Annotated in this window: 17 protein-coding genes and 1 riboswitch; of the genes, 8 read left to right on the forward strand and 9 right to left on the reverse strand. The window is 35.3% G+C overall.

The window, feature by feature from the left end:
* Window positions 1-286: 286 nt before the first annotated feature.
* The 3 genes from ptsG to ptsP all read left to right on the forward strand — a co-directional run bounded on the left by ptsG (window position 287) and on the right by ptsP (window position 4461).
* Window positions 287-2350 (forward strand): PTS glucose transporter subunit IIABC, encoded by a 2064-nt coding sequence (gene ptsG, locus VF726_RS10350; RefSeq protein ID WP_098519969.1) that lies wholly within the window; start codon window positions 287-289, stop codon window positions 2348-2350.
* Window positions 2351-2485: 135 nt separating this feature from the next.
* Window positions 2486-2749 (forward strand): phosphocarrier protein HPr, encoded by a 264-nt coding sequence (gene ptsH, locus VF726_RS10355; RefSeq protein WP_000411080.1) that lies wholly within the window; start codon window positions 2486-2488, stop codon window positions 2747-2749.
* Window positions 2749-4461, forward strand: a complete 1713-nt coding sequence (ptsP, locus tag VF726_RS10360) for a phosphoenolpyruvate--protein phosphotransferase (RefSeq protein WP_440167841.1) — start codon at window positions 2749-2751, stop codon at window positions 4459-4461. Before ptsH ends, ptsP begins: the two co-directional genes overlap by 1 nt.
* A 97-nt stretch (window positions 4462-4558) precedes the next feature.
* Here the strand turns inward: ptsP and VF726_RS10365 are convergent, their stop codons facing one another.
* The 3 genes from VF726_RS10365 to VF726_RS10375 all read right to left on the reverse strand — a co-directional run bounded on the left by VF726_RS10365 (window position 4559) and on the right by VF726_RS10375 (window position 6246).
* Window positions 4559-4927, reverse strand: a complete 369-nt coding sequence (locus tag VF726_RS10365; protein WP_440167843.1) for a DUF3915 domain-containing protein — start codon at window positions 4925-4927, stop codon at window positions 4559-4561.
* Window positions 4928-5123: 196 nt separating this feature from the next.
* The gene (locus VF726_RS10370) at window positions 5124-5342 is read right to left on the reverse strand and encodes a hypothetical protein (RefSeq protein WP_000100487.1); all 219 of its coding nucleotides are present in this window, start codon (window positions 5340-5342) and stop codon (window positions 5124-5126) included.
* A gap of 286 nt (window positions 5343-5628) precedes the next feature.
* Window positions 5629-6246, reverse strand: a complete 618-nt coding sequence (locus VF726_RS10375) for a nitroreductase family protein (RefSeq protein WP_000180385.1) — start codon at window positions 6244-6246, stop codon at window positions 5629-5631.
* A gap of 331 nt (window positions 6247-6577) precedes the next feature.
* Here VF726_RS10375 and VF726_RS10380 point away from each other — a divergent pair, with 331 nt between their 5' ends.
* The 4 genes from VF726_RS10380 (at window position 6578) to VF726_RS10395 (ending at window position 10318) form a co-directional block, all read left to right on the forward strand.
* Window positions 6578-7870, forward strand: a complete 1293-nt coding sequence (locus VF726_RS10380; protein WP_440167846.1) for a GGDEF domain-containing protein — start codon at window positions 6578-6580, stop codon at window positions 7868-7870.
* A gap of 90 nt (window positions 7871-7960) precedes the next feature.
* Window positions 7961-9097, forward strand: coding sequence for a serine hydrolase (locus VF726_RS10385; protein ID WP_440167848.1), 1137 nt, complete (start codon window positions 7961-7963; stop codon window positions 9095-9097).
* A 4-nt stretch (window positions 9098-9101) separates the two neighbouring features.
* Entirely contained in the window at window positions 9102-9980 is an 879-nt protein-coding gene (locus VF726_RS10390; RefSeq protein ID WP_440167849.1) for an NAD(P)-dependent oxidoreductase, read from the forward strand.
* 5 nt (window positions 9981-9985) lie between these two features.
* On the forward strand, window positions 9986-10318 hold the full coding sequence (locus tag VF726_RS10395) for a DUF3909 family protein (RefSeq protein ID WP_440167851.1): 333 nt from the start codon (window positions 9986-9988) through the stop codon (window positions 10316-10318).
* Between the two features lie 50 nt (window positions 10319-10368).
* On the opposite strand, the gene VF726_RS10400 is transcribed toward VF726_RS10395, so the two are convergent.
* The 6 genes from VF726_RS10400 to VF726_RS10425 all read right to left on the reverse strand — a co-directional run bounded on the left by VF726_RS10400 (window position 10369) and on the right by VF726_RS10425 (window position 15388).
* Complete coding sequence (locus VF726_RS10400) at window positions 10369-10644, reverse strand: hypothetical protein (protein WP_048530837.1); 276 nt, start codon at window positions 10642-10644, stop codon at window positions 10369-10371.
* A 305-nt stretch (window positions 10645-10949) separates the two neighbouring features.
* Window positions 10950-11462, reverse strand: a complete 513-nt coding sequence (locus VF726_RS10405) for a 1,2-dihydroxy-3-keto-5-methylthiopentene dioxygenase (RefSeq protein ID WP_440167854.1) — start codon at window positions 11460-11462, stop codon at window positions 10950-10952.
* Entirely contained in the window at window positions 11440-12078 is a 639-nt protein-coding gene (locus VF726_RS10410; RefSeq protein WP_440167856.1) for a methylthioribulose 1-phosphate dehydratase, read from the reverse strand. Before VF726_RS10410 ends, VF726_RS10405 begins: the two co-directional genes overlap by 23 nt.
* Window positions 12075-12734 carry a 2-hydroxy-3-keto-5-methylthiopentenyl-1-phosphate phosphatase gene (gene mtnX / locus VF726_RS10415; RefSeq protein ID WP_440167858.1) on the reverse strand — a complete coding sequence of 220 codons (660 nt, stop codon included), beginning with the start codon at window positions 12732-12734 and terminating at the stop codon, window positions 12075-12077. The genes VF726_RS10410 and mtnX overlap by 4 nt, the downstream gene beginning before the upstream one ends.
* Window positions 12731-13975 carry a 2,3-diketo-5-methylthiopentyl-1-phosphate enolase gene (gene mtnW, locus VF726_RS10420; protein WP_440167860.1) on the reverse strand — a complete coding sequence of 415 codons (1245 nt, stop codon included), beginning with the start codon at window positions 13973-13975 and terminating at the stop codon, window positions 12731-12733. Before mtnW ends, mtnX begins: the two co-directional genes overlap by 4 nt.
* 64 nt (window positions 13976-14039) lie before the next feature.
* Window positions 14040-14145, reverse strand: a riboswitch (SAM riboswitch).
* 64 nt (window positions 14146-14209) lie between these two features.
* Window positions 14210-15388 carry a pyridoxal phosphate-dependent aminotransferase gene (locus VF726_RS10425; protein WP_440167862.1) on the reverse strand — a complete coding sequence of 393 codons (1179 nt, stop codon included), beginning with the start codon at window positions 15386-15388 and terminating at the stop codon, window positions 14210-14212.
* Between the two features lie 14 nt (window positions 15389-15402).
* Between VF726_RS10425 and VF726_RS10430 the strand changes: the two genes are divergently transcribed.
* Entirely contained in the window at window positions 15403-16266 is an 864-nt protein-coding gene (locus VF726_RS10430) for a carbon-nitrogen family hydrolase (protein ID WP_440168296.1), read from the forward strand.
* The last annotated feature ends 6 nt before the right edge of the window (window positions 16267-16272 follow it).

The raw sequence follows: 16272 nt of genomic DNA on the forward strand, positions 1-16272 counted from the left end.
CTTACAATAGTTATGTATAATAACTATTGCAAAGTTATACAAATTTCGACAAACACATTAAGGTAAATAACGAAAACGTTTGCCTTAATTATAGTGAACTTATACGTAAACCTATTTTTGACACGTGTTACTGATTCGATCAGGCATGAGTGGAGAAAAGTAAGGAATGTAAGCTTGAGAAAGGGATATACTACCCTTTGTATAGCTATCGTTCTATCTTTTTTTCCTCATGTCTTTTTGGCGTTTGTCGAAAGGTATCAATATAGAGAAGAGAGGAAGGGTTTCCATGTTTAAGAAGATCTTTGGTGTTCTTCAAAAAGTCGGAAAAGCGCTTATGCTTCCAGTTGCGATTTTACCGGCAGCAGGTATTTTACTTGGATTTGGTAATGCATTTCAAAATCCACAGTTAACAAATGTTATTCCTGCTTTAAAAGCTGATTGGTTCGTAATGGTAGCCAAAATTATGGAACAATCTGGTGATATTATTTTCGCTAACCTTGCATTATTATTCGCAGTTGGGGTAGCAATTGGTTTAGCTGGTGGAGACGGAGTAGCTGGTTTAGCAGCATTCGTCGGCTACTTAATTATGAACAAAACGATGAGTGTGTTCTTAGAAGTAGATAAGCTAGTGAAAGTAACAAGTTCTGGAGCAGACCCAGTAAAAATTGGATTTGCTGATCCAGCATATGCAAATGTATTAGGAATTCCAACGCTACAAACTGGAGTGTTTGGTGGTATTATTGTCGGTATAGTAGCGGCATATTGCTACAATAAATACTTCAACATTGAATTACCATCATACTTAGGTTTCTTCGCAGGTAAGCGTTTCGTACCGATCGCAACTGCAACATTCTCTTTAGTAGTAGGTATTATCATGTGCTTCATTTGGCCATACATTCAAGGCGGCTTAAATACGTTCTCACATCAAATGATTGATGCAAATAGAACGATCGCAGCATTTATTTTCGGTTTAATTGAACGTTCATTAATTCCATTTGGATTACATCACATTTTCTATTCACCGTTCTGGTTCGAATTCGGTCAGTACACAAATGCGGCTGGCGAGTTAATCCGTGGTGACCAAAAAATCTTTATGGCACAGTTAAAAGACGGTGTAGAATTAACAGCAGGTACATTTACAACTGGTAAGTATCCGTTCATGATGTTCGGTCTTCCAGCAGCAGCGTTAGCAATGTACCACGAAGCACGTCCAGAAAACAAAAAATTAGCAGCTGGTATTTTAGGTTCTGCTGCATTAACATCTTTCTTAACAGGTATTACAGAACCACTTGAATTTTCATTCTTATTCGTAGCGCCAGTATTATTCGGAATTCACGCCGTATTCGCTGGTCTATCATTTATGACAATGCAAATTTTAGGTGTTAAAATTGGTATGACATTCTCTGGTGGTTTAATCGACTTTATGCTATTCGGTGTACTACCAGGCCGTACAGCATGGTGGTGGGTAATTATTGTTGGTCTTGTACTAGCAGTTATTTACTACTTCGGATTCCGCTTTGCAATCCGTAAATGGAATTTAAAAACACCTGGTCGTGAAGTAGCAAATGCGAATGACGGCGCAGGAAAAGCAGAAGCTGGTGAACTTCCACGTGAAGTATTAGTTGCACTTGGTGGTAAAGAAAACATTGCTTCTTTAGACGCTTGTATTACTCGTTTACGTGTTCAAGTTAACGAACAAAAGAATGTAAACAAAGATCGTTTAAAAGAGCTTGGAGCAGCTGGTGTACTTGAAGTTGGAAATAACATTCAAGCTATTTTCGGACCGAAATCTGACACGTTAAAATCACAAATTCATGATATTATGTCAGGTCGTACACCTCATGTTGAAAAAGAAGAGCCTGTAAAAGTAGAAGAAGCTCCTCAAAAAGTTGATGAAAACGAAACAATCGTTTCACCAATTGAAGGAAAAATCTTACCGATTACAGAAGTACCTGATCAAGTATTCTCAGGAAAAATGATGGGAGACGGATTTGCAATTGAGCCAACAGAAGGAACAGTAGTTTCTCCAGTTAACGGTGAGATCGTTAACGTATTCCCTACAAAGCATGCGATTGGTATTCAATCTGAAGGCGGAAAAGAAATTTTAATCCACTTCGGTATTGATACTGTAAAATTAAATGGTGAAGGTTTTGAAGCACTTGTAGCACAAGGCGACAAAGTGAAACAAGGACAACCATTATTAAAAGTAGATCTTGCATTTGTAAAAGAAAATGCACCATCTATCATTACACCAATTGTCTTTACGAATTTACAACAAGGGCAACAAGTCGAATTGAAAAAAGATGGAAATGTTAAGAAGGGCGAAAACGCTATTATTGACATTCAGTAAGAATTTGACGCAAAATGTTTATAATTATAATAGGCGATGTGGTTGACCGAACATCGCCTATTATATACAATAGATGATGTAGTACTCACGTCTATACAACTAAAAAATACTGTAATTTAAAGGAGATAAATTATCATGGAAAAAATCTTTAAAGTAACTAGCGACTCAGGAATTCATGCTCGTCCAGCAACACTACTTGTAAACACTGCAAGCAAATTTGGTTCTGACATTAACTTAGAGTATAACGGAAAGAACGTTAACTTAAAATCAATCATGGGCGTTATGTCTTTAGGCATTCAACAAAACGCAGAAATTAAAATCACTGCAAATGGTGATGATGCAGCTCAAGCACTAGCAGCTATCGAAGAAACTATGAAAAACGAAGGATTAGGAGAATAATGACTCTTAACATTCAAGGGATCGCTGCATCAAGTGGGATTGCTATTGCAAAGGCTTTCAGACTTGAGAATCCTGAATTTAACATCGAAAAGAAATCAATTACAAACGAAGCTGCAGAAATTGCACGCTTAGACGCTGCGCTTGAGAAAGCAAAAACTGAATTAGAAGCTATTAAGGACCACGCTTTTGCTGAGCTAGGTGCTGACAAAGCTGCGATCTTTGAAGCACATTTATTAGTGTTAAATGATCCAGAACTAGTAAACCCAGTAAAAGATAAAGTAAATAGCGAAAAAGTAAATGCTGAATTTGCAATGGATGAAGTTGCATCAATGTTTATTTCTATGTTTGAAAACATGGATAACGAATATATGAAAGAACGTGCTGCGGACATTCGTGACGTAACAAAGCGTGTTCTTGCACATTTACTAGGTATTAACTTCTCAAATCCAGGTACAATTTCTGAAGAAGTAATCATCATTGCTGAAGATTTAACACCATCTGATACAGCTCAGTTAAACCGTAAGTATGCAAAAGGTTTTACAACTGATATCGGTGGACGTACATCTCACTCTGCAATTATGGCTCGTTCTATGGAAATTCCAGCTGTTGTTGGTACGAAAGTTGTTATGGAGAAAATCCAAAACGGCGATATCGTAATCATCGATGGTTTAGATGGAGAAGTAATTGTAAACCCATCAGAAGAAACTCTTCGCTCGTTTGAAGAAAAGAAAGCGAAATTTGAAGAGCAAAAAACTGAATGGGCAAAATTAAAAGACCAAGCTACTGTAACAAGTGACGGACATCACGTTGAGCTTGTTGCAAATATCGGAACACCAAATGATGTACAAGGTATTATCGACAATGGCGGAGAAGGCGTTGGTTTATACCGTACAGAATTCTTATACATGGGCCGTGACAATCTTCCAACAGAAGAAGAGCAGTTCGAAGCGTATAAAGCAGTTCTTGAAGGTGTAAAAGAAGATCAACCTGTTGTTGTTCGTACACTTGACATCGGTGGAGATAAAGAGCTTCCATACTTACATTTACCAAAAGAAATGAACCCATTCTTAGGATACCGTGCAATTCGCTTATGTCTTGATGAGCAAGATGTGTTCCGTACACAACTTCGTGCATTACTTCGTGCTAGCGTATACGGTAACTTAAAAATTATGTTCCCAATGATTGCAACTCTTGATGAGTTCCGTCAAGCGAAAGCAATCTTGTTAGAAGAGAAAGCGAAACTTGTAGAAGCGGGTACAACTGTTTCTGATTCTATTGAAGTTGGTATGATGGTTGAAATCCCAGCTTCAGCAGTATTAGCAGATCAATTCGCAAAAGAAGTTGATTTCTTCTCTATTGGAACAAATGATTTAATCCAATACACAATGGCTGCAGACCGTATGAACGAACAAGTATCTTACTTATACCAACCATATAACCCATCAATTTTACGTCTTGTAAAAATGGTTATCGATGCTGCTCATAAAGAAGGCAAATGGGCTGGTATGTGTGGTGAGATGGCGGGCGATTCACTTGCTATCCCATTATTATTAGGATTAGGTTTAGATGAGTTCAGTATGAGTGCAACATCTATTCTTCCTGCAAGAACACAACTAAGCAAGTTGTCAAAAGCAGAAATGGAAACATTAGCAGAAAAAGCATTAATGATGTCAACTGCTGAAGAAGTTGTTGAACTAGTTAAAAGCATATAAGTAATAAAAAAACCTGAGTCGATTTGAAATCGGTCTCAGGTTTTTTCTATAAGAAAAGTAAATCTTGTTTTCTTACTATAGAGGATAAGAAACAGAACTAGATAGCGATAGCAACGATATCAGTTGGGCATACACGTAAAATACCATTAAAAGTATTACGTTGACGGTTCTTATCATCTTTGTTGTCGTCTTTATTATCTTTGTCATTGTTATTACGAGCTAAAGCAGAGAAAAGAGCAACACCGTTAGCGAAACCTTCAAAAATTACATCGTTGAAAGATCCGATACCTTTAATGCTTATAAGAGAAAGCTCTGTTCCAACTGAAATGCTAGCAAGTACGTTACATACAGCTGGTTGTTGTGGTTTTACCTCTTTCTCTTTCTCGCGATGGTCACGACGGTCACACTCTCTTTCATGATGATGACAGTCTCTAAAGTTATCACAGCATCCAAATGATCCAAACATAATCCTCATCACCCCCTTCACACTTATAATCTATGTAAGTTCGGTAGTGAGTGACTGGACAGAGAGTGGAATTTTTTCTAGGGGATTTTCTCATTTTAAATGACTAGCTGGGTGTTTACTACGGGATGATGTTTAAAATAGGATAGATACCACAAAAAAATGTAAAGACCACCGAAATGAATGAAATAGGTAGCCTTTACACTTTTTTGCTTTTATATAAAACGATGATATATACAGGAAGAGCTAGGAGTAGTGGTACGATGGATCGAGCAGTATGTTTTTCTGATTCTAATTGGAACGCTTCTTCTTTAGGAAATTGTAATACTGAAATGTTCGCAGCATCTCCAATAAAATATAGAAGCAGTACAGTTACTATGTAACATAAAAGTGCAATAAAGCTTCCGTATGAACTCAATGAAAATCCCTCTCTTGTTATCTATTTGTTATTATTGTATCATAATTGTAACAAAAACACACGGTTATATTTCGATGATTTAACAAAATTCGACATGAAACGCCATTTATGTATATGAAAATAGTATAAAACTTACTGTTTTTTTATGTGTAGATGTCGAATTATACATTGTAATATTACGGATGTGTGACAGAATAAAAAAAACGAAGGTAATGAAATTACCTTCGTTTTTTTTATCCGTATTAAAGAGTAGTGAGACCTTCACATTGATTAAAGCTTCACTTTATTATTTTGCCCATTCACTCACTTGCTCTACGCTCATTCGTGGTGCAGGGTGACCTTTTAAAGTTGATTCACCAATTGTAATAAGCATAATTGGTACGTAGCGAGATGAAACATTAAATTCTTCTGTAAGTGCTTGTGGGTTGAAACCACCAATAGCGCAAGTATCCCAGCCAGTTGCTTTAGCAGCAAGCATAAGTTGCATTGCTGCTAAAGATGCATTTGAGAAGGCTGCATCTCTTGGGAATTGCTCACGAGCATATGCAGACTCAATATTTTTAGCTAAGCGCTCTTTTGCTTCCTCTTTCATAAATCCTTGTTCTACAATTGGACCATAAACTGGTTCAACGTTTTTATAAGCTTCTAAATCACCTAAAATAGCGACTACAGCAGAAGCATCAAGAATTTGTTGCTGGTTATAAGCAATTGGATGTAATCGTTTCTGTACATCTTCACCTTGGAATACAAGGAATTTCCAGTGCTGCAAGTTCCAAGCAGAAGGTGCTTGAGCAGCTCCCTTTAAAATCTCGTGTAACTCTGTAGATGAAATTTCTTTCTCTGGGTTGAATGCACGTGTAGATGTGCGTTCATATAGAACATTAAAAAAGTTATCGTTTGTCATTATATATCCTCCAAATTACATATCAAATAATGAAAAAATACATGTAATATATTCTACTTACATTTTGTAAGTTATCGAATTTAAGAATATAATATATTTATTTTAATTGTCAAGTTTTAAAGCGGAAGCTAGGGCATTCATACAAACGATACAATTCCTATAATCATACACTAAAAAAGGAATTTATAGAGTGAAAAAGCGAAGATAACATTCTCAATTAGCTTGTTAACATGTATCCCTCACTCATTAAAGTTTTTAGAGAACAGTCTTTTATAAAATGTTTGTGAGGAATTCAGTAGAACAAGATATATGAAGTGAGTGAAGACTAGTGATGAACATACTACATTTTTTATTAGAGAATACGGTTTTCCAAAATGTATTACAAGATCTTCAGTTAAATGTCCTTTATATAGAAAATGGATGCACACATCAACAAACGATAGAAAATATCCATCCAAAATGTATGTTTATAGCAAATAGTTTTGAAGAAGGAGAATTGTTGTTTCAGAGGACTAAACCACATATTGTAATTATGTATGTAACAGATTTTTCTCAAATAAAATATATAAAGAATATGTATAATCCACAGAGTACGTTTATTGTCATTTGGGATCAACAAATAACAAGTGAGTTTACAGAGGTGCTTACGTTAGGGATACGTAATATTGTGATAGCCCCTGTTACTCCACAAATGGTGTTAGAGGAAGTGAATAAAAGTTTGTATCAGCTTTCTTTAGTGCGACAAGTAAGTTTGCAACAAGAATTACTTCAAATGATGTTTGATTTTCGAAATGATCTATTATTCATAGTAGAAGACGATGAGATTGTTGATTGTAATACAAATTTTTTAGAGTTTTTCGGATATGGAAATTTGTTTGCCTATCGTGAGCAACATTTAGTATTTGCTGAACATTTTATTAGAGAAAATGGATACTATTCAACAACTCATGATATAACATGGTTAGATGACACATTATCATATGATAGAAGAATTAAGATGTCCAACTATGAAGGGGAAGTGTCAACTTTTTTATTGCGTGCGACACCATTGCCAGAAGATTTATCAAGATTTATTGTGAAGTGTACAGAGATTACAGAATTAGATGAAATCTATCAAGAACAAGAAAGGCTCGCTATGATAGATTCATTAACAGAGATTTATAATCGTTTGAAGTTCCAACAAATACTAGAGTCAGAATGGGATAATGCGATGCGTAATAATGAAAACATAGCACTTATTTTATTTGATATAGATAATTTTAAAGCAGTAAATGACACGTATGGCCATGATTTTGGTGACTTAGCATTAATTCAGCTTGCAGATCTTATGAAATCTAAAGTGGAGGAGCAACATGTATTTGCTAGGTGGGGCGGAGAAGAGTTTATCATTTTAGTAACGAATACAGTAGAAAAAGAAGCATTTCAGGTTGCGGAATCATTACGATTTTTCATTGAAACAAAGCAATTCTCAGGAATCTCGAAATTAACAGCGAGTTTTGGAGTTGCATTATATGAAAAAGGGATCACAAGAGAAGAATTAATGCAACGCGCGGATATTGCATTGTATGAAGCGAAAAAAAATGGGAAAAATCAAGTGTGCATATATAGAAAAGAAAAAAAGTGATTTTTCGCAACAAATTGTTGCGATTTTTTTTTATTGTTCGATAATAGAATGTGAGGGGGATTTTGAACGAAGGAATTATGGAGGAGCAACATGATAAAAAAAATAATGACAATGGCTTCGCTGTCCGCTTTAGTTTGTGGTGGAGTATACTATTTTTTCTATAATCCCAATATAAAGGAAAGCACTGTATTAACAACTAAGGTGAGTCCTACTATTGAATCAGAAGTACAAGAGAATATAGAAAAAAAAGAAGGACAACAAATTGATTATGCTAGTATATCTCAAAAGTTAGATCAATATTTAATAGGAAAGCAATTTAATGGAACAGTTTTAGTAACAGATAAAGAGCGTGTTATATTGAATAAAGGATATGGGTATGCTGATGTTCAAAATAAGATAGAGAATACGCCTCAAACAAAATATCGTATCGGTTCTATTACGAAAACAGTTGTGGCTACATCTATTTTACAGATGCAGGATCAAGGGAAGCTAAATATTCAAGATAATGTAAATAAATATATTCCTTCTTTTCCAGTAGATAAAAATATTACTTTATATCATTTGTTAACACACACATCAGGTTTACCAGAAAGCGGAAAAGGGAAAGTGAATGCTGCTTCTCGTATAAACTTAGTAAATTGGATTGGAATCCAAAAATTAGAATTTCCACCAGGCGCAGGTTGGAGATATACAGATTATAATTATATGGTGCTTGCCTATATTATAGAAAGCATATCAAAAAAGCCTTTAGGAGATTACATAAAGGAAAATATATTTACTAAAGCAGAAATGCATGAATCTGGTATGGGCAATATGGCTCAGGGAGATCAACATTTTACTAAAGGATATGTAAAGAAAGAGAATGTACTTGAACCTGCACAAAAATTGTTAATGGATTGGTTATACGGATGCGGTGAGATGTATACGACAGTTGGTGATATGAAGAAGTTAGATGAAGCGATTATAAATGGGAAACTTCTTTCTGAACAAAGTATACAAGCGATGTTTTCACCTTCAACAGAACGAAAATATGCATTTAGTTTTTACATATATCCGGATTATTTTCATAATCATGGTGTACTATCTGGTTGGAACACTTTCAATAATTTTAATAAAGAAAAAGGCACTTTTGTTATTTTATTTTCAAATGTGAAAAATAGTATAGATGATGATTTTAATAATGAGTTTCGAAAGATGGTAAATGATTTATTAGAACAAAGGGGATGAGAAAATGGAACGTAAAAATGTATCAATAGGTTTCATCGGTATTGGTGTAATGGGAAAAAGTATGGTGCGTCATTTAATGCAAGACGGCTATAAAGTATATGTATATAATAGAACAAAAACGAAAACAGATTCTTTAGTGCAAGATGGTGCAAATTGGTGTGATACACCGAAAGAGTTAGTAAAGCAAGTGGATGTTGTAATGACTATGGTTGGATATCCACATGATGTAGAAGAAGTGTACTTTGGAATAGATGGAATTTTAGAGAATGCAAATGAAGGTACGATAGCAATTGATTTCACGACATCTACACCAACATTGGCAAAACGTATTAATGAAACTGGTAAAAGTAAGAATGTATATACGTTAGATGCACCTGTATCTGGAGGAGACGTTGGTGCGAAAGAAGCAAGACTCGCAATTATGGTCGGTGGAGAGAAAGAAATATATGAAAAATGTTTACCGTTATTTGAAAAACTAGGAACAAATATTCAGTTGCAAGGGCCAGCTGGAAGTGGACAACATACAAAAATGTGCAATCAAATTGCAATTGCCTCTAATATGATTGGAGTATGTGAAGCTGTTGCTTATGCGAAAAAGGCTGGATTAGATCCTGATAAAGTATTAGAGAGCATTTCAACGGGAGCAGCAGGTAGCTGGTCATTGAGTAATTTAGCTCCTCGAATGTTAAAGGGAGATTTTGAACCAGGGTTTTATGTAAAGCATTTTATGAAAGATATGAAGATTGCTTTAGATGAGGCTGAAAAATTGCAATTACCAGTACCAGGTTTAAGTTTGGCGAAGGAATTGTATGAAGAGCTAATAAAAGATGGGGAAGAGAATAGCGGAACACAAGTGTTATACAAAAAATACATAAGGGGGTAAATGAAATGGATCTTCAAAAATTTGATGAGATGATTGATGCTGTGCAACGAGCAGCTTGTATACAAATTAATGAAAAGCAAAAAGAAGCTTTTAAACAAAAATATGATTTTGAACCGGAATTCGAATATGGAAAAGATGAAAAAGGGCATTACGTTATTCGAACTTCAAAAAAGATGCTGGAAGAAATGGAATTTTATTTGGCATTGAAATATGATCGAGATGGAGTTGACCTTTATATGCAAGCAGAGATCGATGGTATAAGTCACGTATCTGTTAGCTATAGTAAAGATGCCCTGCATTTACAAGAATTGTTTCAATTTCTAGAAGAAAATAAATAAAAGTCCTCATGTGAGGACTTTTATTTATTTAGGTATACTTAATTTTATAATTATAAGCTAGAAGCACGGCGGCAACGTTCAATTGGGAATGGAATCACTTGCGCGGTGTGATTAGGACCAAATTGTTTTGTACGAGCATGGCGTATTATATAAAATGCACAGAGAATTGAAACAGGAATAGCACCGAACAAGCCAAAAAATAAAGCGCTTACACAAGATGCGACAAAACCTAAAACACCAACTTCTAACTCTTCCATAATAGCTCCTAAAATAACAGGAAGTGCTCCACATGTAACCCCTAGTATAAGTGCGATAAGTAAACTCATGATTCTCCCCCTCTGTTTGCGATATTCTTTTCCTTCTTAGTTAATTGTAGTATATCATATACAAAACAGAATTTTCAGAAAAAGTTCAAAAAAAGTTCAATAAATGTTCAAAAAGTATTAAAAAATATACTTGAAAAATTGAAGGGATAGATTGTGTTGAACGGAAGGGAACATACAGTTAGAGCCATAAAAAATCAGGCTTATTTCATTTTTGAAATAAGCCTGTTCCATAGGAGGATGTATATATGTAGAGTGAATAAAAGGTTGGAAAAGGGGATCCAAGACCTTTTATTCAACTGACTACCTTAATAGATTGGAACCCAGCCTTCAGTTGTAACAAAAATACGAATAGCTACAACTTGACGATCATCTTGCAAGGTAAAATAATGTCTCGCATTTTCAGGAACAGATATGAGATCGCCTGGCTCAAGTTCAACGTCAAAGAATTTTCCATCTTTTCCTTCAATGGCAAAGATGCCATGGCCACTAACAATAAAGCGAACTTCATCATCAGTATGATGGTGTTCTTTTTGGAAATTAATTAATAATTCGTCAAGGTTAGGTGTGCTATTTGAAAGTGAAATTACATCATGTGCTTTATAACCTCGGCGCGTTGAAACATCAGCGATTTCTTTTGAAAACACAGCTAATATTTCAGCTTTGTTTTCATCTGTTAAAGAATAATTTTCACTTAAATGAGTAGGAAGCTTAGAGATGTTCCATTTCTCATATAAAACACCTTCCTCTTGTAGAAATTTACATACTTCCACCTCATTTTCAATGCGAGTATTTACTTCATGAATACGAATTTGCGCCATTAGAAACGCCTCCTTGAATTGATAATAGTTTTATATGAAATTGGAATAAAAACTCATAAGCTTCTAATCTTTTCTTTGTATCAAAGCTATCTCGGCCCCATACGGTAATACCATGGTTACGGATTAATACTGCTCCCGAATCGCCCTGTATATGCTTTCGGAAGTTTTCTCCAAGCGTTGGGATATGGGCATGGTTTTCGATAATAGGAATGTTAATTGTTGCACCTTCTTCCCAAATATCAAGAGCTTTAATAATTTCTTGATTTTGAAGGGTGACTGCATCACTATATAAATTTGTGATGACATTGTTATCAGTTGTATGAACATGAAGTACGCATCCGGCATTCGTATTGTTATAAATATGTGTATGCAATATTGTTTCTGCTGAAGGACGCAATTCAGTCTCTAATACGGGAACCCCTAGATGATCTACTAATATAAAATCATCTGGAGTAGTTTTTGTTTTATCTTTACCACTTGCTGTAATGAGAAAAGTGAGTGGTTCATGACTAACCTTTATAGAAATATTACCACTCGTTGCAGGAAACCAATTTCGTATTGTTAATTCTTTTTTTATCTCGCTTAAGTCATACCATTGACGAAAAAGTTGTTTCATAATTTCACCTCCAACAAACGTTTTAATGCATATTCAACATCGTAAAATGTTTCAAAAGGTGTATAGGCGATACGATTCTCTTCACACTTTGTAATAAGGAAGTCACGAGCAAATACTTTATCAGCTTGTTTCGCAGCTTGTAAATCGGTAATGGAATCTCCAATTACAATATGGAAGTCATTCGTATCACTTAATTTACGGATTAAAGATGATTTACATAATCCGCAATGATTTTGACAATGATGATCACAAGGATGAGGCCAATTAACGGTAATGTATTCACTTGAAAAATCTGTTTCATTACAGTAAATTTGCTCTTTTGGAATAAGTCCTTGCAAGAGTGGATAGACGAAGAAATCCATTCCACCTGATATAACATAAAAAGAAATGTTATTCTCATTTACAAATTGTATAAATTCATGAAAACCACTACGGATTTCAGCAGTCTCTATTAAAAATTGAATAATATCATCGTGTAGATTAGTAGGTATTAATTGAAATAATTGAGAAACACCTTCTTGAATAGATAGATCTTGTGATAATATTCTATTCTTTACTTCTTCAGCTTCTGGTGGTGCGAATTTTTCCATAATGGACATAATGTTATCATTATTTGTAATCGTGCCATCGAAATCACAAAATACTTGAATACTCATAATTTCACCTCATGAGAGGGATTTCCCCATATTTGTAGTGCACTATGCAAATTTATGTCATCTACTTCATGAAGAGGTATATTTTGCAAAGTAGCATCAATCGCAGTACGGAAAGCTTTCCCGCCGCCCTGCGCCCCATTCGGATGTCCGTGTATCCCGCCGCCAGCATTAATAACAACATCTTTACCGAAATCTCGTACAATAAAGGGAACGAAACCAGGGTGAATACCAGCAGATGGAACAGAGAAGCTCTTCTTGAAAAATGCATCGTCTTCAGTTAAATATGTTGAGATAGCAAGGGCTTCTTCTTTTTCTAGCGCAACACTCCCGTATGGAGAGGGGAATAATGAAAAGTCAGCGCCAGCATAACGTAATAGCTTTCCGAGTAATAATGGAGATGAAATTCCATATAACTTGGATGCTGAGTAAGCACCACTTACAGCAGGGTGTGCCATAATAGGAACCGGGATTTCATCATCTTCTGCAAGTGATTGTAGTACATCTAGTCCGTAAGCAAATACGTTAAATAATAGAATATCAGCCCCAGCTTGCACTGCACGTTTCGCATTTTCTTTTAAATCAAAAGTTCGTCCTGTTAAATTTACGGCATATAACGTTTTATGCCCGTATGTTTCATATACGGATTGTAAAACTTCTTTTCCAGATGCAATGCGTTTCGTAAGTGGTGTTAATGTATTCTCAAATAATATCTCATCATCTTTTACGATATCTACACCACCACTTGCTTGATCGCGTAATTGCGTTTTTAAATACCCAATATTTCGTCCAATCATCCCTTTAAAAATACTCATTAAAAGAGGACGTTCATGCACTTGTAAAAGGTTTCGAATACCATCTATGCCGAACTTTGGGCCAGGAAAATGTTTTTTTAACTCGTCTGAAAAAGTTAAATCAATTAATTTCACTTCGCCATCAAGTGATAGCTTTCCGAATGTAGTTGTTAAAATTGCTGGTAAGTCTGGACTGAAATTTAATAATGGATATTCGATTTTAATAATCCCGCGTTTTACTTTTTTACGTAAATACAAATTGGTATGTTCGTGTTCAGCTAATTCCTCAACATGAATGACGTTGCCTTTATGCTGTTTTAATTGTTCTTGTAATAAATGTGGTAAATGTGTCCAAGAGCCAATTGTTAAACCGAGTGCAATTTGCTCAGCCTTTTTTTCTAAGTTATGTGAATCATCATGGATTAAATATGTCGCTATAATTCCGCTCATTGTTATAACCTCCTAGTTAAATAAAAAAACCTCTCAGCTAAGGAGAGGTTTTTTTACAACCAGCTCCTTATCTGTCAGCGTAATGCTGCGAGAATTAGCACCGTGTCTACAATTGTAGATCGGTTGCCGGGTTTCGTCGGGCTCGTCCCTCCACCTGCTCTTGATAAGAAGTATTTAGAAATGTTTAAATTTTTAAGATAACTGAATTTTGTCAGATATTTTTCATGTTGTCAATTACTTTTTGAAAAAATTCAATTTATCAATTCGATTAATGGCTTCTCGTAATCTATCTTCTGTATGCAAGAGACCAACACGGACATACCCTTCGCCATGTTCACCAAATCCAACACCAGGAGCAACTGCAACATGTGCTTTTTCTAGTAAAATATCAGCAAATTGCTCAGAGGTATACCCTTTTGGAACAGGAAGCCATGCAAAGAATGATCCTGTTGGAATGTCTACATTCCAACCAATTGAGTGACAAGCTGAAATAAGAGCGTTTCGTCGAGATTCGTAACTATTTACAAGGTCTATTACGCAAGACTGTGAACTTAATAGTGCTTCGCGGGCAGCATCTTGAATTGCACCAAAAATACTAACATACATATGATCTTGTAATAAGTTAATGGTTTCAATGACACTTTCATTCCCTACTGCAAAAGCGATACGCCACCCAGCCATATTGAAAGTTTTCGATAGAGTATAAATTTCAATTCCTGTATCTTTGGCACCGTCTGCTTGTAAGAAACTCACGGGCTTTTGACCATCAAATCCAATAGCGCCGTAAGCAAAATCATGAACGACTAATATATTATGTTTATTAGCAAAATGAATGGTTTCATCAAAGAAATCTTTTGATGCAGTAGCACCGGTCGGATTATTTGGATAGTTTAAAAACATTAATTTTGCACGCTCGGCAATAGAGTCATCAATTTTCGTATAATCGGGTAAAAAATTATTTTTTGCAATAAGCGGCATTGTTTCAAATTGTGCTTTTGCTAAAGCAACTCCTGATAAATAATCTGGATAGCCTGGATCTGGAACGAGAATCGTATCACCAGGGTTTGTAAAACAAACTGGTAATTCTACTAATCCAGCCTTTCCGCCAAACAAAATAGCAACTTCTGTTTTTGGATTTACTACTACATCATATTCACGTTGATAGAATGTTGCCACGGCTTCTTTTAAACTTTCATGTCCGCGAAATGGCGGATATTTATGATGAATGGTCTTTTCTGCAGCATCTTGTAACGCTTTTACGATATGCTGCGGTGTTGGTTGATCTGGATTACCTTGACCTAGATTAATAACATCGTGACCAGCTGCTACGACTTTGTTAACTTTTGCAACAAGTGAAGCGAAAAATTGTTTTGGCAATGATGTTACTATCTCAGAAGGTTGAAATAATTTCATACTTTCCACCTCTTTTGAAAGTTGTTACAATTCTAGTGACAAATGATATAATCTTTCCAGTATTTTGTAAAGAAAAAATTATGAATGGGGCTGACAAAATGAAAGTCGCATGTATTCAAATGGACATTGTCTTTGGAGATGTAGAAAAAAATATTGAGAATGCTAAAAATAAAATAAGCGAAGCGATGAAGGAAAGACCAGATGTTATTGTCTTACCAGAACTATGGACAACAGGATATGATTTAACGAGACTTTCTGAAATTGCAGATAGGGATGGATTGGAAACGAAAGAAAAGCTGAAAGAATGGTCGAAACAATATGGTGTACATATTGTCGGTGGTTCTATTGCGAAGCAAACAGAGCAAGGTGTTACAAATACAATGTATGTGGTAAACAAGGAAGGAGAACTAGTCAAAGAATATAGTAAAGTGCATTTATTTCAGCTTATGGATGAACATAAATATTTAATAGCTGGAAATAGTACAGGTGAATTTAAGCTAGATAATGTAGAGTGCGCCGGCACAATTTGTTATGACATTCGCTTTCCAGAATGGATGCGCGTTCATACTGCGAAAGGTGCAAAAGTTTTATTTGTTGTAGCAGAATGGCCATTGGTTCGTTTAGCACATTGGCGTTTGCTATTACAAGCAAGAGCAGTTGAAAATCAATGTTATGTTGTTGCATGTAATAGGACAGGAAAGGATCCGAATAATGAGTTTGCCGGTCATTCTTTAATTGTCGATCCTTGGGGCGAAGTTGTTGTAGAAGCGAATGAAGAAGAATCAATTTTATTTGGAGAGCTTCATTTTGAAAAAATTAAAGAAGTACGAAAAGGAATTCCAGTTTTTGCAGATCGTCGTCCAGAATTATACAAATAAAATGTT

The sequence above is a fragment of the Bacillus sp. Brlt_9 genome (assembly GCF_051948935.1).
In the GTDB taxonomy this organism is placed as follows: Bacteria; Bacillota; Bacilli; order Bacillales; family Bacillaceae_G; genus Bacillus_A.

Excerpts from the sequence above, each read along its gene's own strand:
- VF726_RS10365 (WP_440167843.1), bottom strand. The coding sequence starts at position 4,927 with ATGTTTGGATCATTTGGATGCTGTGATAACTTTAGAGACTGTCATCAT.
- VF726_RS10375 (WP_000180385.1), bottom strand. The coding sequence starts at position 6,246 with ATGACAAACGATAACTTTTTTAATGTTCTATATGAACGCACATCTACA.
- VF726_RS10390 (WP_440167849.1), top strand. The coding sequence starts at position 9,102 with ATGGAACGTAAAAATGTATCAATAGGTTTCATCGGTATTGGTGTAATG.
- ptsG (WP_098519969.1), top strand. The coding sequence starts at position 287 with ATGTTTAAGAAGATCTTTGGTGTTCTTCAAAAAGTCGGAAAAGCGCTT.
- VF726_RS10385 (WP_440167848.1), top strand. The coding sequence starts at position 7,961 with ATGATAAAAAAAATAATGACAATGGCTTCGCTGTCCGCTTTAGTTTGT.
- VF726_RS10405 (WP_440167854.1), bottom strand. The coding sequence starts at position 11,462 with ATGGCGCAAATTCGTATTCATGAAGTAAATACTCGCATTGAAAATGAG.
- VF726_RS10395 (WP_440167851.1), top strand. The coding sequence starts at position 9,986 with ATGGATCTTCAAAAATTTGATGAGATGATTGATGCTGTGCAACGAGCA.
- ptsH (WP_000411080.1), top strand. The coding sequence starts at position 2,486 with ATGGAAAAAATCTTTAAAGTAACTAGCGACTCAGGAATTCATGCTCGT.
- mtnX (WP_440167858.1), bottom strand. The coding sequence starts at position 12,734 with ATGAGTATTCAAGTATTTTGTGATTTCGATGGCACGATTACAAATAAT.
- mtnW (WP_440167860.1), bottom strand. The coding sequence starts at position 13,975 with ATGAGCGGAATTATAGCGACATATTTAATCCATGATGATTCACATAAC.
- VF726_RS10400 (WP_048530837.1), bottom strand. The coding sequence starts at position 10,644 with ATGAGTTTACTTATCGCACTTATACTAGGGGTTACATGTGGAGCACTT.
- VF726_RS10410 (WP_440167856.1), bottom strand. The coding sequence starts at position 12,078 with ATGAAACAACTTTTTCGTCAATGGTATGACTTAAGCGAGATAAAAAAA.
- ptsP (WP_440167841.1), top strand. The coding sequence starts at position 2,749 with ATGACTCTTAACATTCAAGGGATCGCTGCATCAAGTGGGATTGCTATT.
- VF726_RS10380 (WP_440167846.1), top strand. The coding sequence starts at position 6,578 with ATGAACATACTACATTTTTTATTAGAGAATACGGTTTTCCAAAATGTA.
- VF726_RS10425 (WP_440167862.1), bottom strand. The coding sequence starts at position 15,388 with ATGAAATTATTTCAACCTTCTGAGATAGTAACATCATTGCCAAAACAA.